General features: G+C 70.3%; 24 protein-coding genes. 13 read left to right on the top strand and 11 right to left on the bottom strand.

Translation table 11 applies throughout. The features are described 5' to 3' along the window. Positions 1 to 121: 121 nt before the first annotated feature. The 8 genes from ELQ94_RS05325 (at position 122) to ELQ94_RS05290 (ending at position 7,517) form a co-directional block, all read left to right on the top strand. On the top strand, positions 122 to 1,633 hold the full coding sequence (locus tag ELQ94_RS05325) for an ABC transporter substrate-binding protein (RefSeq protein ID WP_243696876.1): 1,512 nt from the start codon (positions 122 to 124) through the stop codon (positions 1,631 to 1,633). Positions 1,634 to 1,635: 2 nt separating this feature from the next. Continuing rightward, complete coding sequence (locus ELQ94_RS05320; protein ID WP_127050079.1) at positions 1,636 to 2,613, top strand: ABC transporter permease; 978 nt, start codon at positions 1,636 to 1,638, stop codon at positions 2,611 to 2,613. Next, positions 2,610 to 3,494, top strand: coding sequence for an ABC transporter permease (locus ELQ94_RS05315; protein WP_243696874.1), 885 nt, complete (start codon positions 2,610 to 2,612; stop codon positions 3,492 to 3,494). Before ELQ94_RS05320 ends, ELQ94_RS05315 begins: the two co-directional genes overlap by 4 nt. After that, the gene (locus ELQ94_RS05310) at positions 3,491 to 4,345 is read left to right on the top strand and encodes an ABC transporter ATP-binding protein (RefSeq protein ID WP_127047944.1); all 855 of its coding nucleotides are present in this window, start codon (positions 3,491 to 3,493) and stop codon (positions 4,343 to 4,345) included. Before ELQ94_RS05315 ends, ELQ94_RS05310 begins: the two co-directional genes overlap by 4 nt. Beyond that, the gene (locus tag ELQ94_RS05305; RefSeq protein ID WP_127047942.1) at positions 4,342 to 5,130 is read left to right on the top strand and encodes an ABC transporter ATP-binding protein; all 789 of its coding nucleotides are present in this window, start codon (positions 4,342 to 4,344) and stop codon (positions 5,128 to 5,130) included. Before ELQ94_RS05310 ends, ELQ94_RS05305 begins: the two co-directional genes overlap by 4 nt. A gap of 64 nt (positions 5,131 to 5,194) precedes the next feature. Further along, complete coding sequence (locus ELQ94_RS05300) at positions 5,195 to 5,932, top strand: hypothetical protein (protein ID WP_127047940.1); 738 nt, start codon at positions 5,195 to 5,197, stop codon at positions 5,930 to 5,932. Next, positions 5,929 to 6,942 carry a class I mannose-6-phosphate isomerase gene (locus ELQ94_RS05295; protein WP_127047938.1) on the top strand — a complete coding sequence of 338 codons (1,014 nt, stop codon included), beginning with the start codon at positions 5,929 to 5,931 and terminating at the stop codon, positions 6,940 to 6,942. Before ELQ94_RS05300 ends, ELQ94_RS05295 begins: the two co-directional genes overlap by 4 nt. Next, positions 6,939 to 7,517: a uracil-DNA glycosylase family protein gene (locus tag ELQ94_RS05290; protein WP_127047936.1), complete on the top strand. Its 579-nt coding sequence runs from the start codon at positions 6,939 to 6,941 to the stop codon at positions 7,515 to 7,517. The genes ELQ94_RS05295 and ELQ94_RS05290 overlap by 4 nt, the downstream gene beginning before the upstream one ends. Before the next feature lie 9 nt (positions 7,518 to 7,526). On the opposite strand, the gene ELQ94_RS05285 is transcribed toward ELQ94_RS05290, so the two are convergent. Both ELQ94_RS05285 and ELQ94_RS05280 read right to left on the bottom strand, forming a co-directional pair. Continuing rightward, positions 7,527 to 8,390 carry an Fpg/Nei family DNA glycosylase gene (locus ELQ94_RS05285; protein WP_127047933.1) on the bottom strand — a complete coding sequence of 288 codons (864 nt, stop codon included), beginning with the start codon at positions 8,388 to 8,390 and terminating at the stop codon, positions 7,527 to 7,529. 58 nt (positions 8,391 to 8,448) lie between these two features. Beyond that, positions 8,449 to 8,781: a DUF7882 family protein gene (locus tag ELQ94_RS05280; protein WP_127047931.1), complete on the bottom strand. Its 333-nt coding sequence runs from the start codon at positions 8,779 to 8,781 to the stop codon at positions 8,449 to 8,451. Between the two features lie 99 nt (positions 8,782 to 8,880). Between ELQ94_RS05280 and ELQ94_RS05275 the strand changes: the two genes are divergently transcribed. Continuing rightward, complete coding sequence (locus ELQ94_RS05275) at positions 8,881 to 9,828, top strand: helix-turn-helix transcriptional regulator (protein WP_127047928.1); 948 nt, start codon at positions 8,881 to 8,883, stop codon at positions 9,826 to 9,828. Positions 9,829 to 9,855: 27 nt separating this feature from the next. On the opposite strand, the gene ELQ94_RS05270 is transcribed toward ELQ94_RS05275, so the two are convergent. Both ELQ94_RS05270 and ELQ94_RS05265 read right to left on the bottom strand, forming a co-directional pair. Then, entirely contained in the window at positions 9,856 to 12,213 is a 2,358-nt protein-coding gene (locus ELQ94_RS05270; RefSeq protein WP_127047926.1) for a YhgE/Pip domain-containing protein, read from the bottom strand. Next, complete coding sequence (locus ELQ94_RS05265) at positions 12,210 to 12,926, bottom strand: TetR/AcrR family transcriptional regulator (protein WP_127047924.1); 717 nt, start codon at positions 12,924 to 12,926, stop codon at positions 12,210 to 12,212. The genes ELQ94_RS05270 and ELQ94_RS05265 overlap by 4 nt, the downstream gene beginning before the upstream one ends. A 93-nt stretch (positions 12,927 to 13,019) precedes the next feature. Here ELQ94_RS05265 and ELQ94_RS05260 point away from each other — a divergent pair, with 93 nt between their 5' ends. Then, positions 13,020 to 13,949 (top strand): aldo/keto reductase, encoded by a 930-nt coding sequence (locus ELQ94_RS05260; protein ID WP_208007556.1) that lies wholly within the window; start codon positions 13,020 to 13,022, stop codon positions 13,947 to 13,949. Between the two features lie 76 nt (positions 13,950 to 14,025). Here ELQ94_RS05260 and ELQ94_RS05255 read toward each other — a convergent pair whose 3' ends face one another. Further along, a complete protein-coding gene (locus ELQ94_RS05255; protein ID WP_127047922.1) occupies positions 14,026 to 15,129 on the bottom strand; it encodes an SDR family NAD(P)-dependent oxidoreductase in 1,104 nt (367 codons plus the stop codon). A gap of 117 nt (positions 15,130 to 15,246) precedes the next feature. Between ELQ94_RS05255 and ELQ94_RS05250 the strand changes: the two genes are divergently transcribed. Further along, a complete protein-coding gene (locus ELQ94_RS05250) occupies positions 15,247 to 15,804 on the top strand; it encodes a TetR/AcrR family transcriptional regulator (protein ID WP_127047920.1) in 558 nt (185 codons plus the stop codon). Positions 15,805 to 15,810: 6 nt separating this feature from the next. Here ELQ94_RS05250 and ELQ94_RS05245 read toward each other — a convergent pair whose 3' ends face one another. From ELQ94_RS05245 to ELQ94_RS05230, 4 genes are read right to left on the bottom strand one after another with little or no spacing between them, the layout of a single operon-like run. Continuing rightward, entirely contained in the window at positions 15,811 to 16,140 is a 330-nt protein-coding gene (locus ELQ94_RS05245; protein ID WP_127047918.1) for a 4a-hydroxytetrahydrobiopterin dehydratase, read from the bottom strand. Between the two features lie 28 nt (positions 16,141 to 16,168). Next, the gene (locus ELQ94_RS05240; RefSeq protein ID WP_127047916.1) at positions 16,169 to 17,020 is read right to left on the bottom strand and encodes an ABC transporter permease; all 852 of its coding nucleotides are present in this window, start codon (positions 17,018 to 17,020) and stop codon (positions 16,169 to 16,171) included. After that, on the bottom strand, positions 17,007 to 17,963 hold the full coding sequence (locus tag ELQ94_RS05235; protein WP_127047914.1) for an ABC transporter ATP-binding protein: 957 nt from the start codon (positions 17,961 to 17,963) through the stop codon (positions 17,007 to 17,009). The genes ELQ94_RS05240 and ELQ94_RS05235 overlap by 14 nt, the downstream gene beginning before the upstream one ends. Continuing rightward, positions 17,960 to 19,048 (bottom strand): LolA family protein, encoded by a 1,089-nt coding sequence (locus ELQ94_RS05230; protein ID WP_127047912.1) that lies wholly within the window; start codon positions 19,046 to 19,048, stop codon positions 17,960 to 17,962. The genes ELQ94_RS05235 and ELQ94_RS05230 overlap by 4 nt, the downstream gene beginning before the upstream one ends. A 90-nt stretch (positions 19,049 to 19,138) precedes the next feature. On the opposite strand from ELQ94_RS05230, the gene ELQ94_RS05225 reads away from it, so the two are divergent. Beyond that, entirely contained in the window at positions 19,139 to 19,711 is a 573-nt protein-coding gene (locus tag ELQ94_RS05225) for an MOSC domain-containing protein (RefSeq protein ID WP_127047909.1), read from the top strand. 78 nt (positions 19,712 to 19,789) lie between these two features. Here the strand turns inward: ELQ94_RS05225 and ELQ94_RS05220 are convergent, their stop codons facing one another. Both ELQ94_RS05220 and ELQ94_RS05215 read right to left on the bottom strand, forming a co-directional pair. After that, entirely contained in the window at positions 19,790 to 21,682 is a 1,893-nt protein-coding gene (locus tag ELQ94_RS05220) for a DEAD/DEAH box helicase (RefSeq protein WP_127047907.1), read from the bottom strand. Next, positions 21,679 to 22,614 (bottom strand): serine hydrolase domain-containing protein, encoded by a 936-nt coding sequence (locus ELQ94_RS05215; protein WP_127047905.1) that lies wholly within the window; start codon positions 22,612 to 22,614, stop codon positions 21,679 to 21,681. Before ELQ94_RS05215 ends, ELQ94_RS05220 begins: the two co-directional genes overlap by 4 nt. Positions 22,615 to 22,700: 86 nt before the next feature. Between ELQ94_RS05215 and ELQ94_RS05210 the strand changes: the two genes are divergently transcribed. Beyond that, positions 22,701 to 25,121, top strand: coding sequence for an ATP-binding cassette domain-containing protein (locus tag ELQ94_RS05210; protein WP_127047903.1), 2,421 nt, complete (start codon positions 22,701 to 22,703; stop codon positions 25,119 to 25,121). The last annotated feature ends 6 nt before the right edge of the window (positions 25,122 to 25,127 follow it).

The following is a 25,127-nucleotide window of genomic DNA, read 5'->3' as shown; positions in this document are numbered from 1 at the left end:
CGCGTCCTCAGCTGCATCGGCGGGATCGATCCGCCCGCACTCGCACCCCCTCGACCATCTCCCGCGGCACCGCCGCCCGGGGGCGCACTCCGCGTCCCCGCACCCAGAAAAGGACACCGACGTGATCTCACGCCACCGCCGATCCCGCCTCGCGGCGACCCTCGCCGCCACCACCGCCAGCCTCCTCGTGCTCGCGGGTTGCGCCTCCGGTTCTGGATCCTCCGACGCAGGGCCCGACGCGAACGCCGAGATCATCGTCGGTTCGCAGAACGAGCCCACGAACCTCGACCAGATCTTCGGCGGCAGCTCCGGCGTCACCGAGGTCTTCACGGGCAACGTCTACGAGGGCCTCTTCCGGATCACCGACGACGCCGAGGTCGAGCCCCTCCTCGCGAAGGAGACCGAGGTCTCCGACGACGGTCTCACGTACACCTTCACGCTCGAAGACGCGACGTTCCACTCCGGCGACCCGCTCACCGCCGAGGCCGTGAAGTACAGCCTCGAGCGTTTCATCGGTGACGACTCGATCGCCGCGCGCAAGAGCCAGCTGAGCGTCATCGACACCGTCACAGCCGTCGACGACACCACCGTCGAGGTGCAGCTGTCGGCCAAGTCGATCAGCTTCACGTACAACCTCGGCTACGTCTGGATCGTGAACCCCGAGGCCGGCGACCTCACCGCGGCCGCCGACGGCACCGGGCCGTACGCGCTCGGCGACTACCGCAAGGGCGACTCGATCACGCTCGACGTGAACGAGGACTACTGGGGCGACGCGCCCGCGAACGGCGGCGTCGTCTACCAGTACTACGCCGACCCGACCGCCCTCAACAACGCGCTCATCACGGGTGCGGTCGACCTCGTGACGAGTCAGTCGAACCCCGACAGCCTGTCCGAGTTCGAATCCGGCGACTACGAGATCATCGAGGGCACGTCCACGACGAAGGAGCTGCTCGCCTTCAACGATCGCGTCGCTCCCTTCGACGACGTCAACGTGCGGAAGGCCGTCTACTCGGCGATCGACCGCGAGCAGCTGCTCGACGCGATCTGGGACGGACGCGGACAGCTCATCGGCTCCATGGTGCCGCCGTCCGAGCCCTGGTACCTCGACCTCGCGGACAACAACCCCTACGACCCCGAGCTCGCAGCAGACCTGCTCGCCGAGGCGGGCTACGCGGACGGCTTCGAGTTCACGATCGACACCCCCGAGTCCGGCGTGCACTCGACCGTCGCGGAGTTCCTGCAGACCGAGCTCGCGAAGATCGGCGTGACCGTGGACATCAACATCATCACCGATGACCAGTGGTACGAGAAGGTCTACACCGACCACGACTTCGAAGCGACCCTGCAAGGCCACGTCAACGACCGCGACATCAACTTCTACGGAGACTCGGACTTCTACTGGGGCTACGACGACGCCGACGTGCAGACCTGGCTCGCCGACGCCGAGCAGGCCGATTCCGTGGAGCAGCAGACGGAGCTCATCACGAGGGTGAACCAGAAGATCTCCGACGACGCCGCGAGCGTGTGGCTCTACCTCAACCCCCAGCTGCGTATCGCGCGCGACGGCATCACCGGTGTCCCGGAGAATGGGCTCAACTCGCTCTTCTACGTGTACGGGATCCAGGAGGCCTAGACATCGGTCGGTACCTGCTCAGACGGACAGGATTGCTGCTGCTGGCGTTCGCGCTCGCGGTGGTGATCCTGTTCGTCGTGCTGCGGTTGCTCGGCAATCCCGTGTTCGCGCTCATCAGCGTGGGTGCGACGGAGCAGGAGATCGCGGCGGCGGCTGCTCGCCTCGGCGTCGATCGCCCGATCCCTGTGCAGTTCCTCGACTACGTCGTGCAGCTCGCCCGGCTCGACCTCGGGACGTCTTTCACGAACAACCTCCCCGTGGGTGACGAGATCCTCCGACGACTCAACGTGACCCTGCCGCTCACGCTGCTCGCGTTCCTCCTCTCCGTGGTCATCGCCGTGCCGGTCGGTTTCATCGCGGCGTGGCGGTCGCGCACCTGGTACGGCACCGCCTTCTCCGCCGTGTCGCAGCTCGGCGGCGCGATCCCGGTGTTCTGGGTGGGCATCCTGCTCGTCACGGCCCTCGCCCTGAACGCGCGTCTGTTCCCCGCCGGCGGCTTCCCGCGAAGCGATTGGGAGGATCCGGGGGCCGCGATCTTCGCCCTCACCCTGCCGGTTCTCACGATCGCGATCGTCTCGGGCAGCGATCTCGCGCGCTACGTGCGGAGCGCCACGCTCGACGTGCTCGGTCAGCAGTACCTGCGGGCAGCCCGCGCCACGGGGCAGAGCTTCGCGGGAGCGTTCGTCCGCCACGGCATCCGCAACGGCATCGTCCCGGTCATCTCGATCCTCGCCATCCAGCTGTCGACGACCTTCGTGGGCGCCGTGATCGTGGAGCGCGTGTTCGCCCTCCCGGGCCTCGGCGACATGCTTCTCGTCGGCATCCAGGAGCAGGATTTCCCGAGCGTCCAGGGCGTCCTGCTGTTCTCGACGACGCTCGTCCTCCTCCTGGGTTTCGTGGCCGACGTGATCCAGCGTCTGATCGACCCGCGCCTGCGCGCCTCCGTCTCCGGCAACCGGATGGCGAGGGCGGCCGCGTGAGCGTCACCGTGCTCACGGAGGCGGAGCGGAACCCCCGGTCGCGCGACACACGGTCGCGTCGTCCGCGGCGCCGCACGTCCGTCAACCTGCTCGTCGGGGGAGTGCTCTTCGGGATCATCGCCGTCGTCGCGATCCTCTCTCTCGTCGCCCTCCCGTTCGAGCCGAGCGACACCACCGGCGGGCGGCTGCAGCCGCCGTCGCCCGAGCACTGGGCGGGAACCGACCGGCTCGGCCGGGACCTCTTCACGCAGCTCATGATCGGTGCGCGACTCGCGATGCTCACGGGAGTCGGGGCGGTCGCGATCGCCGCGGTCCTCGGCGTCCTCGTCGGCCTCGTCGCGGCCATGGCGGGCCGGTGGATCGATGACGCCCTCTCGAGCCTGCTCGACATCGCTATCGCCTTCCCCACGCTGCTCCTCGCGATGCTCGTGGTCGCCTGGCGTGGCGCGTCGCTCGAGTCCGCGATCCTCGCGATCGGGCTCGCCGGATCCGCCGTGATCGCGCGCCTCACGCGTGTGACGGCGACCCGCGTGCTGGCGCAGGACTTCGTCACGGCGTCACGCACCTCGGGCACGGGCACGCTCCGACTCATCCGCCTCCACGTGCTGCCGAACGTCTGGCCTACGCTCATCGTGCCGCTCGCCCTGCAGTTCGGCGGAGCGGTCGTCGCCGAGGCGTCCCTGTCGTACGTGGGCCTGGGCTCGCCGCCGCCGAACGCCTCGTGGGGTCGCATGCTGCAGGAGGCCCAGAGCACGGTGCTCGTGGCGCCGACGGCGGCGATCCTGCCCGGTCTCCTCCTCGTCGCGACCATCATCGGCATCAACCTCCTCGCCGACGGGCTCCGAGACGTCGCCGATCCCACGGGGAGGACACTCCGATGAGCGCGATGCTCGAGATCGAGAACCTCTCGGTCCACCTCGACGGCCCCGACGGCCGTCGTCTCGTCGACGACGTGTCGTTCGACCTCGCGGACGGGCAGCGCCTCGGCGTGATCGGGGAGTCCGGATCCGGCAAATCACTCACCGCGTTGGCCGTGCTCGGGCTGCTCGGTCACCCGCTCAGCGCGTCGGGCTCGATCCGTCTGTCCCTCGGCGACGGCGACACCGTCGACACCGTCTCCGCGCCCGGGCGGCGTCTCGATGGGGTGCGCGGGCGCACCGTCGGCGCGGTCTTCCAGGAGCCCCTCGCGTCGCTCGATCCGCTCATGCGCATCGGGGCGCAGCTCGCGTGGCCGCTGCGCCGTCACCGCGGGTTCCGCGCGGACGCGCTGCGGCGAGCGGTCCTCGACGCCCTCGCGGAGGTGCAGTTGCCCGAGCCCGAACGCATCGCGCGTTCGCTCATCCACGAGGTCTCCGGCGGGCAGCGGCAGCGAGTCGCGATCGCCCTCGCCCTCGCGGCCGAGCCGCGCCTGCTCATCGCGGACGAACCCACGACGGCCCTCGACGTGACCGTGCAGGCCGGAGTGCTCGAACTCCTCCAGGCCGCCGTCGAGAACCGCGGCATGTCGCTCGTCTTCATCAGCCATGACCTCCCGGTCGTCGCGGGGATCGCCGATCGCGTCGTCGTCATGCGCGGCGGGCGCGTGGTCGAGATCGGCGACACGCGCCGCATCCTCACGGCGCCGCGCGAGGAGTACACGCGCACGCTCGTCGGCGCGTCACGCGCGCTCGACGACCTCCTCCCCGCCCGGCCGGCCGGGTCCGACGGTCCGACGAGCGGAGGGACGGAATGACCCACGATCACGATCTCGCGACCCCCGTGCTCGCGGCCCGGAACGTCCGCTTCTCCTATGGCCGCGGCGCCGAGGTCCTCCACGACGTCTCGCTCGCGCTCGCGCCGGGGGAGACCGTCGGGCTCGTGGGGGAATCGGGCGCCGGCAAGACCTCCCTCCTCCGCCTGCTCCTGGGCCTCGGGTCTCCGACATCGGGGGAGATCCTCTTCGAGGGGCGGCCGCTCGACCGCCGGGACACCCGTCGCCTGCTCGCTTACCGCCGGGCGGTGCAGCCGGTCTACCAGGATCCGTTCTCCTCGCTCGACCCACGCATGCGCGTCGGCGACTCGATCGCCGAACCGCTGCGCTCCCTCCGGCTCCCCGGTGGGCCGGCCCGACGGGCGGCACGGGTCGCCGAGCTGCTCGAGGCCGTCGACCTCCCCGCGGATGCGGGGGAGCGGTTCCCCGACGCCTTCTCGGGAGGCCAGCGGCAGCGCATCGCGATCGCCCGCGCACTCGCCCCCGAACCCCGTGTCATCCTCGCCGACGAGCCGGTCAGTGCCCTCGACACCTCGGTGCGGATGCAGGTCATCGAGCTCTTCCAGAGGCTCGCGCGCGAACGCGGGATCGGCATGCTCCTCGTCTCCCACGACCTCACGATCGTGTCGGCCCTCTGCCGCCGGATGGCGGTGCTCGAGGGGGGCCGCCTCGTCGAGGAAGGGAACACGCGGGGGGTCCTCACAGATCCCCGACACCCCTATACGCGTCGACTCCTGGCCTCCGTGCCGCGCCTGCCCGCACTCTGATCGCGCGGTCGTCGATTCGTCGCCCGTTCACCCGTCGACCGCCGCCACCTGTCACACTGTGCGCATGGAGTCCGGGGCCCGAGCAGGGAGTGCGCGTCCGGGAGTGCGCGCCGATGCGCCGGTTCTCGCACTTCTCGGCCTGCTCGTGCTCGTGGCCGGCGGTCTCGAAGGGTTCGCCTCGTGGATCCGCTGGGCCCCGTGCCTCGAGGTATCCGACACGCTCGAATGCGTGCGCGTCATGGATCATTCGCGCGACTACGCGATCGTGAGCGAGCCGTTCGAGCTCATCCCGCTCGCCGTCCCGCTCGCCGGCAGCGCCTCATTGCTCCTCGTCACCTTCTGGGCGGTCGTGGCCGCCGCGCCGTGGGCTGACGGCTGGTCGCGAGTGCTCGCGCTCGTGTCCGCCGTGACGCTCGTCGTGGTCGGCGCCGGTCAGCTGCTCGCCTCGATGTCGGACGGGCGGCTCGGGGTGCTCGGGTCGTTTCCCGCCGCGGTGATGTTCTGGGTGCTGCTCTTCGCGCCCGTCGTCGCCGCGGCACGGCTGGCCCTCCGCTCGGCGCGGACGGTGATCGAGCGGGTGGCGTGGATCACGATGGCGTTGTCCGTCGCGGTCGGGAACCAGCTGTCCGAGTTCTTCCTGCTCTATCCGTTCTCCGACTCCCACGACACCCCCGTCGGCGGCGGAATGCCGCACGCCGTCCTCGTCGGCGTCGCGGGGGTGGTCTTCTCCGCGGCCTCGATCGTCGTCTGGGTGGGCCGGGACCGACGCGCGCCTGAACTCGCTTCTGTGGAGGTCCCGTGAATCCCATCATCCTGCCGTCCAACCGCCCGGCGGATCGGTTCTACCGCGGAGGGCGGCGCATCACGGACTTCCGCGGGGAGCACCCGGCCGGGGAGCGCGAGCCCGAGGACTGGGTGGCGTCGGTGACGACGGTGGCGGACGAGGACCTCACGGGACTCACGGTGCTGCCGGATGGTCGTCTCCTCCGCGACGCCATCGCCGACGAGCCGGCTGCCTGGCTCGGGGCGGCGCACGTCGCGCGGTTCGGGGTGGACGCGATGCTCCTCGTCAAGCTCCTCGACGCGGGGGAACGACTGCCCGTGCACGCGCATCCGCATCGATCGTTCGCCGGGCAGCATCTGTCCAGGGCCCACGGGAAGGCCGAGGCCTGGGTGATCCTCGAGGGAGGCGAGGTGTACCTCGGACTCCAGCGAGATCTCACCACCTGTGACCTCGACGACCTCCTCCGGCGGCAGGACTCCGTGGCGTTCCTCGACTCCCTGCACCGCATCGACGTGAGCAGAGGCGACGTCGTCTACGTCCCTCCCGGGGTGCTCCATGCGATCGGAGCCGGCGTCTTCCTCGCAGAATTGCAAGAGCCGGAGGACCTCTCGATCCTCGTGGAGTGGGAGGGATTCGCGCTCGACGGCGCGTCCGACGGCCACCTCGGTCTCGGATTCGACGTCGCGCTCGGTGCGGTCGAGCGTCGAGCGCGGTCCGCGGCGGACATCGCGACCCTCGTGCTCCGTGCGGCGGCGAGCGGTCCCCTCCTCCCGTCCGAGGCCGACGAGTACTTCCGGCTCGACCGGATCGTGGTCGACGACGGTGCCGCCGCGACGATCGAGGCCGGCTTCTCGGTGCTCATCGTGCTCGAGGGTGTGCTCGAGCTCGTGGGGGGCGGCGGAGCGATCGGGGCGAGCGGCGGCCAGACGATCGTCGTGCCGGACGCTGTAGGCCCGCTCACGGTCAGAGGCGCGGGCGAACTGCTCGTGTGCCGCCCGCCCGCGAGCGGTGCGACACTGGGGGAGTGACCGCCCTCGACGACCTCCGCGCGGAGATCGCCGCCCATCCCTCGAACGCGTGGGCGACGGTGCAGGGATGGGAACCGCTCGTGATCGGCTCGCCGGCGTCCCGTGTGCTCCTCATCAGCCAGGCACCGGGCCGGCGCGCCCAGGAGACCGGGATCCCCTGGAACGACGCGAGCGGAGTGCGCCTGCGGTCCTGGCTCGGGGTGACGGACGAAGAGTTCTACGACACCTCCCGCTTCGCGATCGTCCCGATGGACTTCTACTATCCGGGCAAGGCGCCGAGCGGGGACAAGCCGCCGAGGCCGGACGTCGCGCCGCTCTGGCACCCGCGTATCCTCGCGACGTTCACCGACGTGCGGCTGACGATCCTCGTCGGTTCGTACTCCCAGCGGCACTACCTCGGTCCCACGCGCGGTGCCACGCTCACGGAGACCGTGCGACGTGCGACCGAGATCCACCCGTCGTTCCCGATCGTGCACCCCTCGCCGCTCACGCTCGGGTGGCAACGGCGCAATCCCTGGTTCGACTCCGAGACGCTGCCGGCGCTGCGCGCCCGCGTGCGCACAGCCCTCGAGTGAGCGCACGCCCTACTTGAGAAGCCGCGACAGAACGCGGTCCGCGAGCGGTTTGCCCTTCGTCTGGCACGTGGGACAGTACTGCAGTGTGGAATCGGAGAAACGCACCTGGCGGATGGTGTCACCGCAGACCGGACAGGCCTCGCCCGTGCGGCCGTGCACGCGCATGGCGTCGCGCTTCTCGCGCTTGAGCTCGGTCGCATCGAGCCCATCCGAGCGCTCCACCGCCTCGTGGAGCGTCGAACGCATCGCCGTATAGAGGCGGGCCACGTCGGCCGGCGCCATCGATGCCGGGGCGAACGGCGACATCTTCGCCACGTGCAGGATCTCGTCCGAGTAGGCGTTGCCGATCCCCGCGATCACCGACTGATTGCGCAGGACGCCCTTGATCTGCGAGCGCCCCGAGTGCGCGAGGATGTCGGCGAAGACCTCTTCCGTGAAGGCCTCGGCGAGAGGGTCCGGACCGAGCCGCTCGACCCCCGGCACCTCGAGGGGATCGGGCACGACGGAGAGCGACAGCCGTTTGGTCGTGCCGGCCTCGGTGATGTCGATCGCGCCGCCCTCCGCGAAGGAGACGCGAGCGGCGAGCGGTCCCTTCCCCGGCCGCCCGGACGGTCGGGGCGGGACCTCGTCCCTCCACCGGATCCAGCCGCCGCGGGCGAGATGGACCACGAGATGCAGGTCGCCGATACCGATGTCGAGGAACTTGCCGTGACGCGTGACGCCCTCGACCCGTTCGCCGTGCAGGGCGGCGGTGGGTGGATCGAAGGTCTTCAGCGCCGCGAACGCGAACACGTCGACGCGATCGACGACGCGACCGGTGATCCGTGCACCGAGGCCCGTGGCGAGGGCGTGGACTTCGGGGAGCTCCGGCATGGAGCCATCATCCGCTCAGGCACCGGCATTGCGCGAGGGGTGGACGGAGATCTCTCGATCAGCGTCGCATCTCGGTGACGACGGGGACGTCGAGGCCGTCCGCGTCCATGATGCGCAGCCCCTCGGTGCTGCCCGACGCCGCGGAGAGGGCCGAGGCCCAGCCGAGCTGGAGAGGCACGGGGTCGGCGCTGTCGAACTCGAAGCCGACGGCGATCGAGGGACTCAGCCACAGAGAGCGCTGCACGGAGGTATCGCGGTCGTTCGCTCCGTCGATCCAGCTCAGGAGGAACGATTCGCCGCGCCGGAACTGCTGCACGATGACGTACTCGAGATGGGTGAGCAGATCGTCGTCGATGCGCAGCAGCCAGTCCGCGCTGATGAAGGAACCCATGTCGCCCTTTCGATTATCCGGAGTGAGCATATCCGAAAAACGCAAGTGCTCCGCTCCGCGCACGGAGGTCAGCGCGCCATCGCCGCTTAGAATCAGAGGATGCCGACGGTTCACCGACGACGCCTCGTCACGAACGACCGCGACGAAGGCAGCGTGTTCATGCGCGGGGTGTTCCCGGGCGTATCGCTCGGCGCGCCGGAAGACGACGAGCCTTTCGAACTCGGACTCTCGGTCGTCGGTGAACCGCGCGTGTCCGTGGTCTCGCTCTCCGTATCGGGACAGGCTCGTGGAGTCGGCAGCGTCCCCGAGGTCGTGGCGATCGGTCGCGTCCGAGGCGGCCGGTTCGGACTGAGCTACGGTCGCCACGACGTGGACACCTCCCTCCCGTACATCCGCCGGCCCGGCGAATCCGAGATGCGGATGGACGACGCTCGCCTGGACCTCGTCGTGCTCGACCCCTCGGCGTTCCGTGACGCGGCGGTCGCCTATCGCGGATCGGACCTCGGCCTCGCGCCTCGCGGAGGCACCTCCACGGCGCCCCGATCTCGGGCGGTCGGCGCCGCCTGGCACGCCGCGGCGAATCGGCTCGTCGCGACCGCCGCCGACGAAGAGGCATTCGCGTCCGATCTCGTGCGCGACAGGCTCTTCGATGTGACGGTGCGCACCGTTCTCGAGGCGTTCCCCATCGCCGACGACCCATCGAGCGTCGACACCGAGGTCCTCGCGCCCCAGGCCGTCGCACGCGCGGCCGCCTACATCGACGAGCACGTCTGCGAGCACGTCTCGCTCGCGGACATCGCCGGGGCCGCGCGACTCTCGGTCAGGGGAGTGCAGTACGCGTTCCGTCGCGCGCTCGGTGTGACGCCGCTCGCGTATCTCCGGGAACGGCGGCTCGACGCCGTCCGCATCGAACTCATCGCGTCGGACCCGGCCGTCGTGTCCGTGGCGGAGGTGGCGAGGAGATGGGGATTCGCCCACCTCTCCCGGTTCGCCGAGTCCTACCGCGGCCGCTTCGGCGAGTACCCCAGCTCGACCATCCGCAGCTGAGCCGGTCGGGACCCCGACCTCGACCGATCAGGCCATGGCCGGTCGCGCGGCGATCGCCGGGTCGACGTCCGCGGTCCGGCGAGCTCTCGCGGCTGCGACCGTCGTCACGAGGAGGGCGCCGAGGAGCCACGCCCCCATCACCCCGATCCCGTGAGTGATGCCGATGGAACCGCCGGCGATGAGAGATCGGAACGCCTCGACCGCGTAGGTCAGCGGGAACCATCCGTGGATGGTCTGGAAGAACGGCGACGCCGTCTGCACGGGATAGGTGCCGCCGGCCGACGAGAGCTGAAGGACCACGAGCATGAGACCGAGGAAACGACCCGGAGCGCCGAGGAGCGACACGAGGGCCTGGTTGATGGCCACGAACGTGAGACTCGTGAGGGCGGCGATCGCGAAGAGGCCCCCGAGGTCGGAGGCGTCGATCCCGAGGGCGAGGTGCACGATCGTCACCATGAGCGCGCTCTGGACGAGCGCCATGACGAGGCCGGGCAGGTAGCTTCCGAGAGCCACCATCCACGCCGGACGCCGGGAGAGCACGAGCCGCTCGGAGAGCGGCTTCATCATGAGGTAGAACGCGAGAGCACCCACCCAGAGCGCGAGAGCCATGAAGTACGGCGCGAGACCGTAGCCGTAGGCGGGGACCTCGTTGGCGCGGACGGCGTCGAGCTCGACGGGAGTCGAGGCGACGTCGCTCAGGTGGCTGGCCTCGGAATCGGTGTAGCTCGGGATGTCGTCGAGGCCGCTCGAGAGTCCGTCCGAGAGTTCGGTGGAGCCGTCGCGCAGTTTCACGAGGCCGTCGTCGAGCGATCGTGCTCCGTCCGCCGCGGTCGTCGCTCCTGAGGCGAGGGTCGAGCCGCCGCTCGCGAGGGAGTCGGCGCCGGAGGCGACCCGTGCGGTCCCCTCGGCGAGGGAGCCGGCGCCCGCCGCGAGGCGGTCGACGCCCGACACGAGCTCGCCGAGCTTCGCGGTCAGGGTGTCGACTCCCGCCGCGACCGTCGCGGCTCCGCCGTCCACGGAAGCTGCTCCCGCGGCGAGGGTCGTGGCACCGCTCGCGAGCTCGGAGGACTTCCCGGAGAGGGTGCTCGCCCCCTCCGCGAGCGTGGTCGCGCCCGTCGACAGGGCCGAGAGTCCCGTGCCGTCGTCGGCGGATCCGACGAGGGCGTCGGCGCCATCGCTCACCTGCTGAGCGCCGTCGTCGGCCGCCGCGGCGCCGTCGCTCACCTGCCCGGCGCCGGCCGAGAGCTGCGTGATCGCCGCGAGGCGCTGCGCATCGGTGAGGGCCGCGTAGTTCGCGAGGAGGGCATCGAGTCCGTCGGAGACCTCACCGGCCCCGGCCGCGAGCGGTGCGGTGCCGGCGGCGAGAGCGGAGGCGCCCTGCTGCAGCGACTGCGCACCCGAGAGAGCTGCATCCGTTCCCTCGGAGAGGGAGGAGGCGCCCGTCGCGACGGTGTCCGCACCCGTCGCAAGGGCGGAGGAGCCGTTCGCGAGAGCAGTCGCTCCCGTCGAGACGTCGTGCGCGCCGCTCGCGACCCGGTCCGTCCCGGCGTCGAGCTGGGCGGCACTGTCCGGCACCGCTGCGAGCTGCGACTGGAGCTCCGTGAGACCCGCGTCCACCTTCTGCGCGCCGTCGTCGGCCGCGTGCGCACCCGAGGCGAGGGTCGACGCGCCGGAGGAGAGGTCGACGGCTCCGCTCCGCAGGTCGCCGAGCCCGACGACGAGGTCGTCGGCGCCGTCGGTCGCCGTCGAGGACCCCGACGCGATCTCCTCGGCGCCGTCGGAGGCGTCCGCGATCTTGTCGTGGATCGTGGAGAAGCCGACGTACACGTTGTCGAGGTACTCCGCGGACACCTCGGACGCGACCGACTCGGTGACGGCCGTTCCGACGCTCTTCGCGACCGAGCCGATGATGACGTTCGCGCCGTCGTTGGTCTCGATCGAGAGCGTCGCGCTCTCGGCCGTGAGCGGATCGTCGTTCCCGGCCGAGACGGCCGCTGACGAGAAGTTCTTCGGAATCGTGAGAACGGCGAGGATGTCGCCCGACGCGAGGCGGTCGGCCGCCTCGTCCGCGCTCATGTCGGACCAGTCGAAGTTCGTGCTCTCGTGGTTCGACAGCAGCTCGTCCTCGAGGTCCTCACCGAGGTCGACCTCGGTCGCCTCGGTCGACCCGCCATCGTCGCCGGCCGCCGCGGGCTTCTCGGCACCGGTGTCCTCGTTGACGATCGCCGCTGGGACGCTGTCGAGGTTGTGGGTCGGGTCCTCGTTCGACCAGATGAGCAGCCCGGCGTAGATGAGGGGGATGAGGGCGATCGCGAAGAGCACCACCGCCAGGCGGGGACTCGGGAGGAGACGGGAACGGAGCGAGGGACGGGCTGGGGTGCTCATGCGGTGGCCTTCGAGACGGAATCGGAATCGTGGGAGGGGATGTCCGCCGCGTCGTCGAGGCCGGTGGTGCGTGTGGTGCGGGTGCCGGTGGCCGCCGAGCGGGCGGCCGAGCTGAGGAGATCGTCGATCTGCGCCGGGGTCTGCCCCGACGACGACAGGAGGAGGGTGGCGACGCGGCGGGCCGTCTCGTCGACGCCCACCCGCTCGCTCGTCTCGACGCCGAGCCACGAGGTGACCGTCCAGAGAACGCCGGCCGCGAGGAAGTCCGCGCGCTCGACGGGGCGTTCCGCCGCGGTGATCGCGGCGGCGAGAGGGGAGACGGTGCGCAGTCGCTCGGACAGGAACCGGATCACGCTCGCGGCGAACTGCTGGCCGCCCGGGCCCTTCACCGCGCGCAGGTAGAACGCGGCGTGGTCGTCGAAGTGGCCGATGAGCTCCCGCAGGGTGCGGTCGGAGAACTCCTCCCACGAGTCGCCGATGTTGTCCGGGGTCGCGATCGTCTCGAACGCGGATCGCATCCGGGTGAGGGCGGCCGCGTGCACGAGCGTCGGCAGATCGCCGAAGTGCTGGTAGAACGAGGGGCGGCTGACGCCCGCCGCCGAGACGAGGTCGGTGATACTGAGCGACTCGGAATCGCCATCGTCGAGCGCGGCCGTCGCCGCGCCGATGAGGGCGTCGCGTGTGCGGACGAGGCGCGGGTCTTCGATGGTCATCGGGCTTCTTTCTTACGGATGTAAGAAATATTACGACTGTAAAGAATCTCCGTCAAGGGTCCCGGCGGCCGTGCGTCCCGGGAGAATGGAAATGTGAAGACAATTGCATTGCCGCAAACCAATCTGACCGCCTCCGACGTCGTCCTGGGGCTCATGCGCATCAGCCCGCTGAGCGACGACGAGATCCGCACCCTCGTGGGGACCGCCCGTGACGCCGGCGTCACGGTCTTCGACCACGCCGACATCTACGGCGACGAGCGCCACGGCGCCGAGAAGCGCTTCGGAGACGCCGTGACGTTCTCGCCGTCCGAGCGCGAATCCGTGATCGTCCAGAGCAAGGTGGGCATCCGCGACGGGGCCTTCGACTTCTCGCGCGAGCACATCCTGCGTACGGTCGACGAGTCGCTCGAGGCCCTCCGCCTCGACCATCTCGACGTGCTGCTCCTGCACCGTCCCGACACGCTCGTGGAGCCGGAAGAGGTCGCCGCGGCCTTCGACGAGCTCGCGGCCGCCGGCAAGGTGCGGAACTTCGGCGTCTCGAACCACACCCCCGGCCAGGTCGACCTCCTGCGCCGCTACGTGACGCAGCCGCTCGCCTTCAACCAGGTGCAGTTGAGCATCACGCACGCGCCGCTCATCGCCTCGGGCATCGCGACCAACATGGTCGGGCTCGACCAGTCGATCGACCGCGACAACGGGATCCTCGACTACGCGCGCCTGCACGACATCACGCTGCAGGCGTGGTCGCCGTTCCAGAAGGGGTTCTTCGACGGCGTCTTCCTGGGAGACCGCGAGAACTACGCCGAGCTGAACGACGTGCTCGACGAGCTCGCCGCCCAGTACGGTGTGACGCCGACGGGCATCGCTACCGCGTGGATCACGCGCCACCCCGCGAAGATCCAGGTCGTGCTCGGAACGACGAACCCCGGTCGCGTCCAGGAGGCTGCTGCCGGTTCCGACGTGACCCTCACGCGCGCCGAGTGGTACCGCCTCTTCACCGCGGCCGGCCACATCCTCCCCTGACCTCCTCTCCTCCAAAATCCCCTTCGTGCTCGAATTCTCGAGCACGAAGGGGATTTTCAGTGGGGGGAGAGAGGGGTCATGCGGCGGACCAGCCGCCGTCGGAGGCGAGCACGACGCCGTTCACGTTGACGCCGTCGTCGCTCAGGAGGAAGGTGATCGACGCCGCGAGCGCCTCGCTCTCCGCGGCCTCGGGCATCACGGCCATCCCGGTGCGGACGCGCTCCGCTCCGAGCGGCGAGGCGAAGGTCGCCTCGATGTTCGTGATGGTGGGGCCGGGGGCGACCGCGTTGACGCGGATGCCGGAGGGTCCGTACATGAAGGCGCTGCTCTTCGTGAGCCCCACGACGGCGTGCTTCGAGGCCGTGTAGGCGACTCCGGCGGCCGAGCCGCGGAGTGCCGCCTCGGAGGCGACGTTGACGATGGATCCGGCCGCGTTCTCGAGCATGCCGGGGATGACCGCGCGCATGAGCTTCATCGTGCCGTCCACGTTGATGCGGAAGACGCGGGACCAGACGGCGTCGGAGACCTCGCCGATCGGCGTCATGTCGTCCATGATGCCGGCGACGTTCGCGAGCGCGTCCACGCGTTCGCCCGCGGCCTCGACGATGGAAGCGATCGCAGCGTCGTCCGTGATGTCGGCGACGACAGCGACGATGTCGGCACCGGAGTGGGTCGCCGCGAGGTCGTCGAGGCGATCCTGCGAGATGTCGACGGCGATCACGCGGCCGCCCTCCCGGGCCACGCGCGACGCGGTCGCCCGGCCGATGCCGGATCCCGCTCCGGTCACGATGACGGTCTTGCCCGAGAACCGGCCGCCGTCGATCCGCTCCGCCCACTCGGGGCGATCGATCGAGGCCGTGGTCGCCGCCGTGCCCGGACGATCGACGGCGTCGGCCGATCGGACTCCCTCCGTGGCGGCGCCGTCCGCGAAGGCGGCGGTCGTCGACGGCGTCTCACCGGCCTCGACGCGGCGGATGAGCTCGTCGATGAGCTCGGCCGGGAACTGGCCCTTGCTGAGGGTCACCAGCCGGGAGATCGCGAGCTTGCGCACCGGGCGGAGCACCTCGGCGCTCTGGCCGGACTGGGCGAGGAGATCGCGGAGGATGGGGCCACCGACGGGGTGATCGAGCCACGCGCCCACCGAGGAGGTCGAGGTGAGGGGAGAGGAGGGAGAGGTCATGGGATCCTTCTTCCGAGTCGGGGTCCGGCGCCGGCGTCGTACCGGTGACGACGACCGAACAGACGTGTGCGGCCGGGCTCGACTCTACCGGACAACCCTGTCCGGTAGAGTGCTTCCGTGACATCGGAGCGAAAGGCGAACAGGGGGCCGAGCGCTGGTCCCGAGAATCGTCGCGCCATCCTGTCGGCTGCTCGCGAGGTGTTCGCGATCGAAGGGGTGTCGGCGCCGCTCAACGCCGTCGCCCGGCGAGCGGGGGTCGGTCAGGGCAGCCTGTACCGTCACTTCCCCGATCGTGTCGCCCTCGTCGTGGCCGTGATCGACGAGAACATCGTCGAGCTCGAAGCCCTGGCCGAGACGCCGGGCAGCACCCTCGACGACCTCGTGGCGCTCGTGGCCGAGCAGGCGATCGTCTCGACGGCGTTCGCGGACCTTCTCGTCGAGGAGCGCGACGATCCGCGCGTCGCGCACATCGGGACGCGCTTCCGCGCCGTCGCCGATGCGGTCACGGACAACGACCGCCGTGCCGGCCGGCTCGGTGCGGGGGTCTCGACCGAGGACGTCATGCTCGGCGTCGAGATGCTCGCCGGGGTCCTGTCGCGGACACCTGCCATCGACCGGCCTGCGACGGCTGCGCGCGCAACTGCCCTCCTGCGTGCGGCGTTCGACCGCCGCTGAACGGGACTATCCCTCGTCGGTCTCGGCTTCGACCCCGAGCGAACGCGCCGCGTCGGAGATGGCGCGCGCGAGGGCGGCGTCTCGGCGACTGAGGCCGCCGATGTCGTGGGACGAGAGTCGCACCGTCACGCTCGGGTAGCGCAGGTCCACGTCGGGGTGATGGTCGGCGGCATCGGCGAGCTCGCCGATCAGGTCGACGAAGTCCACGCCGCGCGCGAACGATCCCGTGCGGAAGACCGCCGTCGCGGTGCCGTCGGCCGGGTGCCACTCGCTTACGTCCGCGGTCGCCGAGAATTCCTCCGCTGAGATCGTGTCCGTCTCCGTTGAATCGCCCATGCGAGTCACCCTACGCTGGGCGAGCCGCTCAGGACAGGATGTCGCGTGTGACGAAGCGCCCCATCGCGAGCGAGCCGAACACCACGGCGTAGCCGAGCTGCAGCACGACGTTGTCGCCGAAACTCGCCCACGAGATGGGGTCGCGCAGCAGATCACCGAAACCGAACCAGTGGGCGCTGAAGAGGTACGGGTGCAGGGCCGAGAGCTGCGAGAGCGAGCCGAGGATCTGCGCCGTGATCGAGAGGACCACCGTCGCGGCCATCGCCCCCACCGGCACGTCCGTGAGCGTCGAGATGAAGACGCCGATGGCCGTCAGCCCTACGAGCGAGATCGCGACGTGGACGGCGATGAGGAGCGCGCGTCCCACCGCGTCGATCGCGGGGATCTCGGTGCCGGAGAGCAGTGTGACGGGCCCGACGGGGAAGAGCGCGAGCCCGATGAGGAGTCCCGCGACGACGACGGTGAGTGCCGCGGCGAGACAGAAGGCCGCGGCGACCGCGAACTTGACGAGCAGAAGACGGATGCGACCAGCCGGTGTTATCAGGAGGTATCGCAGCGTGCCGAGGGAGGCCTCGCCGGCGATCGTGTCGCCGGCGACCACCCCGACGGTGAGGGGCAGGAACAGCGGCACGGCGACGGTGATCGCGGCGAAACCGGTGAAGAGACCGTTGCCCGCGATGTCGCCGACGAAGGACGGTCCGCCGCCCGAGCCCGAGAGGCGCACGGCGACGGCGAGGAGCACGGGGATGAGGGCGAGGGCGCCGAGGAGGGCCCACGTGCGGCGGCGGCGGAACAGCAGCGCGAGCTCGGACAGCAGGAGGTCGCCGACTCCTCCGCCGCGCCGGCGGGCGGGGGAAGTGAGCGTGTCAGCGTTCGACATCGAAGCCCTCCCCGGTCAACTCGACGAACCGGTCCTCGAGAGACGGTCGCCGCACGGCCACACCGCGGACGCGGACGTCCGCGGCCACGAGCTCGACGACGAGGTCCTCGGGCAGTACGCCGTCGGGGAGCGGCGCGTCGAGGCGCGGCGTGGAGTCACCGGTCGAGGTCTCGTCCGCGGTGGCATCGAGACCGAAGCGAGCGAGTACCTCGCGGGCGAGATCGAGGTCGGGCGTCACGATCTCGATCGCCGCCGTCGCACCGCGCAGCTCGTCGAGCCCGCCCTGAGCCACGAGACGGCCGGCGCGCATGACGGCGGCGTGTGTGCAGAGCTGCTCGATCTCGGCGAGGAGGTGGCTCGAGACGAGCACCGTCGTGCCGTCGGCGTTCAGCCCGCGGATGAGGGAGCGCACTTCCCGCGTGCCCTGCGGGTCGAGGCCGTTCGTGGGCTCGTCGAGCACGATCAGGTCGCGGGGGGACAGGAGCGCGACGGCGATCCCGAGGCGCTGCTTCATGCCGAGCGAGTAGGAGCCCACCTTCTTCGCCGCTGCGGCCGAGAGGCCCACGCGGGCGAGCGCCTCGGCGACCCGTGCGGACCGCGTACGCGACGATGTTCCCGGTTCGGCCGCGTCGAAACGCGTCAGGTTGGCGGCACCGGAGAGGAACGGATAGAACCCGGGACCCTCGACGAGCGCGCCGACACGGGGGAGCACGGACGCCGATCGCTTCGGCATCTCCGAGCCGAGCACCGTGATGGTTCCGGCACTCGGCGCCGCGAGGGCGAGCAGCATCCGGATGGTCGTGGTCTTTCCGGAGCCGTTCGGCCCGAGGAAGCCGAACACCGAGCCGGTCGGCACGCTCAGATCGAGGGACGAGACCGCCTCGTGCCGACCGAAGCGCTTGGTGAGGCCCCGTGTCTCCACGGCGAGCCCACTGCTCGTCATCGCGCGGCCGACTCCAGGGCGTCCACGGACACGGCGCCGGCGAACACCCGGCCGTCGTCCGTGATGAGCACGTTCACGAGCGACGAGGACAGCACGCGACCGCCGTCGACCGGGGTCGTGATGGCGTCGAGGCCCTCGAGCGAGGCCGAAGCCTCGCCGGCGGCGAGCTCGACGATGGTGCCCCAGCCGGCGCCGGTCGTCGTGACGTCCGGAGCCTCGGGCGCCGCGTCACCGGGCGTCGTGGAGTCGTCCGGAGCCGCGTCGTCGGAGTGGGCGTCGGCAGGGATGGCCTTCTCCGTCACCTCGACACCGGCGGGCGGAGTGAACGCGAAGAGCGACGAATCCGGCGTCGAGTAGTCGACGCTCGTGTAGGCGACGCTGAACGCGGGAGACGAGGCGCCCTCGGCGGTCACGGCGATGCCGAGGGGCATCCCGGTCTCGCCGTCGACCGAGATGGTCACATCGCCGACGAGGGTGGTCTCATCACGCGGCGTGAGGACGAGCTCGTACACGTCGCGTCCCGCGACCGTCCCGTTCGATCCCACGGCGACCGCGGTGGTGTCATCCACGGAATCGAGGAGCTTCTCGGCGACGGAGGATGGCGTCGGCACGTCGGCGGGGGGAGTGCTCGCGTCGCTCGAGCCCTCGTGCGTCACGTGCAGCGCGGTCTTCTCGCCGGAGTCGTAGATCCACAGGCCGTCGTCGGCTGTGGCGATGACGTCCCGCTCGTCGAGCTGGTCGAGCACCTGGAGGCGAGCGCCCTGCTCCGCATCGGCGTAGATGCGAGCGTCGTTCGACGTGGTCGCGAGCTCGACGAGCGCGCTCATGAAACCGTCGCCGTCCGCCCCCGTCGTCGACCCGGAACCGAGCGAGGAGAGGTCGGGGAGACCCAGGTCGGAGGTCTGCGTGAACTCGCCGGAGAAGGCGGTGACGTCGCTGTCGGCGACGAACTCGAGGAGCTGCTGCGGCGTCTTCTCGGGGAGGTCCTGTGCGGCGTTCGTCGTCATCGGGATGGCGATGGCTGCGGCGACGGCGATGATCGGGACGGCCGCGAACGGGGCCCAGCGCTTCACTGACGGGTTCATTCCTCCAGAATCCCACTCGAAGCTGTATTCCACATGCGACCGGAGATGTATCTGCGGACGAATCGGCACGGGAGCGGGCAGAATCGGACCATGAGCGCCTCCGATCCCGCAGCAGTCCCTCCGACCGTCTCGGTGCTGTCCGTCAACCTCGATCGCGGCCACCACTTCAGTAAGCATCCGGCGGAGGAGGTCCTCCTCGTGGAGGGCATCGGCATCGAGGGCGACGCGCACGCCGGCGAGACGGTGCAGCACCTGTCGCGGAAGCGTTGGCACAAGGACGAACCGAACCTCCGCCAGGTGCACCTCATCCACCGCGAGCTCTTCGACGAGCTCGCGACCGAGGGATTCGAGGTGGGCGCCGGCGACCTCGGCGAGAACGTCACGACGGAGGGCGTCGATCTCCTCGGCCTGCCGCGCGGAACGGTGCTGCATCTGGGGGACGAGGCGGCCGTCGAGATCACGGGGCTCCGCAACCCGTGCGTGCAGATCGACCGCTTCCAGCAGGGGCTGCTGAAGGCCGTCGTGCGCACCGACGAGGACGGGGCGGTCGAACGCCGCACCGGTGTGATGGCCGTCGTCCGCGCCGGCGGCACGGTGCGCCCGGGAGACACCCTCCGCATCGAGCTCCCGGCGCAACCTCACGAGTCACTCACGACCGTCTGATCTGCATCGGCCACTCCGAACGCCGAAGGGACCGTGTGAATACCCACACGGTCCCTTCGGCGTTTCGGGGAATCGACCCTAGTAGCGCGGCTTGCGCTCCGGGCGGTCGCCGCCGCGGTCGTCGCGGTCGCGGAACCCGCCCGAGCGCGGGGGGCCGTCGGTGCGCGGACGCTTGCCGGGGGCTCCGCGGTCGGGCCGCAGCTCGATGAGCTTGCCGCCGATGCGGGTGTCAGCGAGCTTCGCGAGCTTGTCCTCGGACACGTCGGCCGAGAGCTCGACGAGCGAGAAGTCCGGGCGGATGTCGATCATGCCGAAGTCCTCACGGCTGAGCCCGCCCTCGTTCGCGAGCGCACCCACGATCTGACGGGGCTCCACGCGCTGGCGGCGTCCGACGGCGATGCGGTAGGTGGCCATCGGACCGCTCGACGGGCGCTGACGACGCTCGGGGCGGTCGCCGCCCCGGCTGTCGCGGTCTCCGCGGTCGGGGCGTTCGCGCTGCTCGACGAAGCTCTCCGAACGGTCCCGGTTGGGATCGAGCAGGAGCGGCTCGTCGCCCTGCGACACGACCGCGAGCGCGGCGGCCACGTCGGCCTCCGGCACGTCGTGGTGCGCGACGTAGTGACCGATGATGTCGCGGAACCGGTCGATGCGCTCCGTCTGGCCGAGCGCTGCGGTGATCTGGTCGTCGAAGCGCGACAGGCGCGTCGCGTTGACGTCTTCCGCCGTAGGCAGGCGCATCTGCGTGAGCGGCTGGCGCGTGGCCTTCTCGATCGACGTGAGCATGCGGCGCTCGCGCGGCGTGACGAAGCTGATCGCGTCGCCGGTGCGGCCGGCGCGGCCCGTACGTCCGATGCGGTGCACGTACGACTCGGTGTCGATGGGGAGGTCGTAGTTGACGACGTGGCTGATGCGGTCCACGTCGAGACCACGGGCCGCGACATCGGTCGCGACGAGGATGTCGAGCTTGCCCGACTTCAGCTGGTTGACGGTGCGCTCGCGCTGGGCCTGCGCGACGTCGCCGCTGATCGCCGCCGCGGAGTACCCGCGGGCGCGCAGCTTCTCGGCGAGCGTCTCCGTCTCGTTCTTCGTGCGGACGAAGACGATCATGCCCTCGAAGTTCTCCACCTCGAGGATGCGCGTAAGGGCGTCGACCTTCTGCGGGTACGACACGACGAGGTAGCGCTGCGTGGTGTTCGAGGAGGTCGTCGTCTTGTTCTTGACGGTGATCTCTTCGGGGTCGTTCAAGTACTTCTGCGAGATGCGTCGGATCTGCGCCGGCATCGTGGCGGAGAAGAGCGCGACCTGCTTGTCCGAGGGGGTGTCGGCGAGGATCGTCTCGACGTCCTCGGCGAAGCCCATGCGGAGCATCTCATCGGCCTCGTCGAGCACGAGGTACTTGAGCTCGGAGAGGTCGAGGGTGCCCTTCTCGAGGTGGTCCATGATGCGACCGGGCGTGCCGACGACGACGTGCACGCCGCGGCGGAGCGCGGAGAGCTGGACGCCGTAGGCCTGGCCGCCGTAGACGGGGAGGACGCGGACGCCGCGCACGTGGGTCGCGTAGCGCTCGAAGGCCTCGCACACCTGCAGTGCGAGTTCGCGCGTGGGGGCGAGCACGAGGGCCTGCGGCTTCTTCTGCGAGGAGTCGAGGCGCGAGAGGATCGGGAGCGCGAAGGCCGCCGTCTTTCCCGTGCCGGTCTGGGCGAGGCCCACGACGTCGCGGCCCGCGAGGAGCGGCGGGATGGTGGCGGCCTGGATCGCCGACGGGGTCTCGTAGCCCACGTCCTTGAGCGCCTTGAGGACGGCGTCGTCGAGGCCGAGGTCGGCGAAGGTCAGAGTCGCTTCGGCGGCCGGCGCTGCGGCCTGCTCGGCGGCCGGCTCGGTGGGAGCGGCGGCGGGGGTATCGGTCGTGCTCGTTGCGGTCGTACTCGGCTCCGCGTCGCTCGGACCCGTGGTGTTCAGGGGGGAAGTCATCCTTTAAGGGTAGTGGGTGCTTGCGAAATCCTCGACCGAGTCGGAGAATGCCCAGTTTCCGCCTCCATCGCGGCCGCCGCGAACTCCGCCAGGAGGTGGTCGCGGGACTCCTCGTGAGCCGTCACGGTGACGACGGCGTGGCGCGCGTCGTCGACGACGACGTATTGCCCGTAGCGCCCGTCGAGTCGCCAGGTGTCTCCGGGACCGTCCCACACAGCGAGGCCGTAGCGCGCCGTGCGGCCCTCGGCCCCCGTGGGCACCCAGTCCGCGTGCGTCCGATCGATCCAGGCGGCGCTGACGAGCTGGCGGCCCTCCCACGCGCCGCGATCGCGGAGCAGCCGACCGATGCGAGCGAGTTCCTCCGTGCGCAGCTCGAGCCCGCTGCCGCCCACGATGAAACCGAGCGGGCAGCGGTGCCACTGCGGGTTGTCGATGCGCAACGGGGCGAAGAGCCGCGGAACGAGCCAGTCGCGCACGTCGCCGACGGCCGCGGCGAGCATGCGCATCGCGACGTACGGGCTCGCGTCGCTGTAGCGGAAGACGGTTCCCGCACCCTCTGACGGGAGTCCGAGCATCTCCTGGGCCAGGTCTGTACCGGGGACGGGTTCGTCGCCGAACCAGGCGAAGTCGATGCCGCTCGTCATCGTGAGGAGGTGCCGGACGGTGACGTGCTCGACTCCCTCGCCGATTTGGAGGTGGGGGAGCAGCTCGGGCACGCGCGTGTCGAGCGTGAGGACACCCTCGTCGACGGCGATGCCGATTGCCAGCGCACACACGCCCTTCGACACCGAGTACAGGTTCTCCCGGTCATCGCTGCGCCACCGGTGGCCCGCCTCGTCGTCCCCGACGAGCACGTGCACGCCGTAGGCGCCGAGCGCCTCACGGTCGACGGCGGAGACGAAACGATCGAGGACGGACTGAGCGGCTGTCATGCCCCGAGTATCGCAGCGGCCGCCGGCAACGGCGGAGGTGGAGGATTCGCTCGTGGGCTGTCCGTGGTCGTCGCTACCATCGGACCATGTCGACGTCGCCTGAGTCTCCAGCCAGCGCCACCGCCCCACACCCGGCAACCCCACACCCGGCCGCCCCGCACCCCGCAGACACCCACGACGTCATCCGCGTCGTCGGCGCCCGCGAGAACAACCTCAAGAACGTCTCGGTCGACCTCCCGAAGCGCCGCCTCACCGTCTTCACGGGGGTGTCCGGATCGGGCAAGAGCTCGCTCGTCTTCGCCACGATCGCGGCCGAGTCGCAGCGCATGATCAACGAGACGTACAGCTCGTTCGTGCAGAACTTCATGCCGAGCCAGGCCCGTCCCGACGTCGACCTGCTCGAGGGGCTCACGACCGCGATTCTCGTCGACCAGGAGCGCATGGGTGCCAACGCCCGTTCGACCGTCGGCACCGCGACCGACACGGGAGCGCTCCTACGCATCCTCTTCAGTCGGCTCGGCGAGCCGCACGTGGGTGCGCCGCAGGCGTTCTCCTTCAACGTCGCCTCCATCTCGGGCGCGGGTGCGGTCACGTTCGAGAAGGGCGGCGTCACCACGAAGGAGCGCCGCGAGTTCTCCGTCACGGGCGGGATGTGTCCGCGGTGCGAGGGCATGGGGAAGGTCAACGACATCGACCTCACGCAGCTGTACGACGACAGCAAGTCGCTCAACGAGGGCGCGCTCACGATCCCCGGCTACACCGCCGAGGGCTGGGGAGTGAAGATCTTCACGGGTTCCGGCTTCTACGACCCGGACAAGCCGATCCGCGACTTCACGAAGAAGGAACTTCACGACTTCCTCTACAAGGAACCCGTGAAGGTGCGGGTGTCCGACATCAACATGACCTACGAGGGGCTCGTCCCGAAGGTGCAGAAGTCGATGCTCTCGAAGGACCGCGAGGCGATGCAGCCGCACATCCGCGCCTTCGTCGATCGCGCGGTCACCTTCTCGACGTGCCCGGAGTGCGGCGGCACGCGGCTCAACGAGGGTGCCCGCGCCTCGCGCATCGATGGTGTGAACATCGCCGAGGCGAGCGCGATGCAGATCAGCGACCTCGCCGCGTGGGTGCGCGGTCTCGACGAACCGAGCGTGACCCCGCTCCTCACGGCTCTCGGGGAGACCCTCGACTCGTTCGTGTCCATCGGCCTCGGCTACCTCTCGCTCGACCGCCCGGCCGGCACGCTCTCGGGCGGCGAGGCGCAGCGCACGAAGATGATCCGCCACCTCGGTTCGTCGCTCACGGACGTCACCTACGTCTTCGACGAGCCCACGATCGGGCTGCACCCGCACGACATCCAGCGCATGAACGAGCTGCTGCTGCGCCTGCGCGACAAGGGCAACACGGTCCTGGTGGTGGAGCACAAGCCGGAGGCGATCGCGATCGCCGACCACGTCGTCGACCTCGGCCCGCGAGCGGGAACGCACGGTGGCGAGATCCAGTTCGAGGGCACCGTCGAGGGCCTGCGCGCGAGCGACACCCTCACGGGGCGCCACCTCGACGATCGCGCGGCGCTCAAGACCGCGGTCCGCGCGTCGACGGGAGCGATCGAGGTCCGCGGCGCCTCCGCGAACAACCTCCGCGACGTGGACGTGGATGTGCCCCTCGGCGTGCTCACGGTCGTCACGGGAGTCGCCGGTTCGGGCAAGAGCTCGCTCGTGCACGGCTCGATCGCGGGTCGCGATGGCGTCGTCTCCATCGACCAGGGCGCCATCAAGGGCTCGCGGCGCAGCAACCCGGCCACGTACACGGGCCTGCTCGAGCCCATCCGGAAGGCGTTCGCGAAGGCCAACGGGGTGAAGCCCGCCCTGTTCAGCGCCAACTCCGAGGGCGCATGCCCCAACTGCAACGGCAACGGCGTGATCTACACCGACCTCGGTGTCATGGCGAGCGTCGCCTCGACGTGCGAGGTCTGCGAGGGGCGGCGCTTCCAGGCGTCCGTGCTCGAGTACACGCTCGGAGGGAGGGACATCAGCGAGGTGCTCGGCATGCCGGTGTCGGAGGCGCTGTCGTTCTTCGCCGACGGCGAGGCGCGGATCCCCGCCGCGCACGCGATCCTCGAGCGCCTGGCCGACGTGGGTCTCGGCTACGTGAGCCTCGGTCAGCCGCTCACGACGCTGTCGGGCGGCGAACGTCAGCGTCTCAAGCTCGCGACGCACATGGGGGAGAAGGGTGGCGTGTACATCCTCGACGAGCCCACGACGGGCCTCCACCTCGCCGACGTGGAGAATCTGCTGGGCCTGCTCGACCGCCTCGTCGACTCGGGCAAGTCGGTCATCGTCATCGAGCACCACCAGGCCATCATGGCGCACGCCGACTGGATCATCGACGTGGGACCGGGCGCCGGCCACGACGGTGGCGCGATCGTCTTCGAGGGCACCCCGGCCGATCTCGTCGCCGCGCGCTCGACCCTCACAGGCGAGCACCTCGCGGCCTACGTCGGCGCCTGAGCGACG

It is taken from the genome of Labedella endophytica (assembly GCF_003990045.1).
Lineage (GTDB): Bacteria > Actinomycetota > Actinomycetes > Actinomycetales > Microbacteriaceae > Labedella > Labedella endophytica.
Note: the sequence above shows the minus strand (reverse complement) of the source record. Positions and strands in the feature narration are given on the sequence as shown.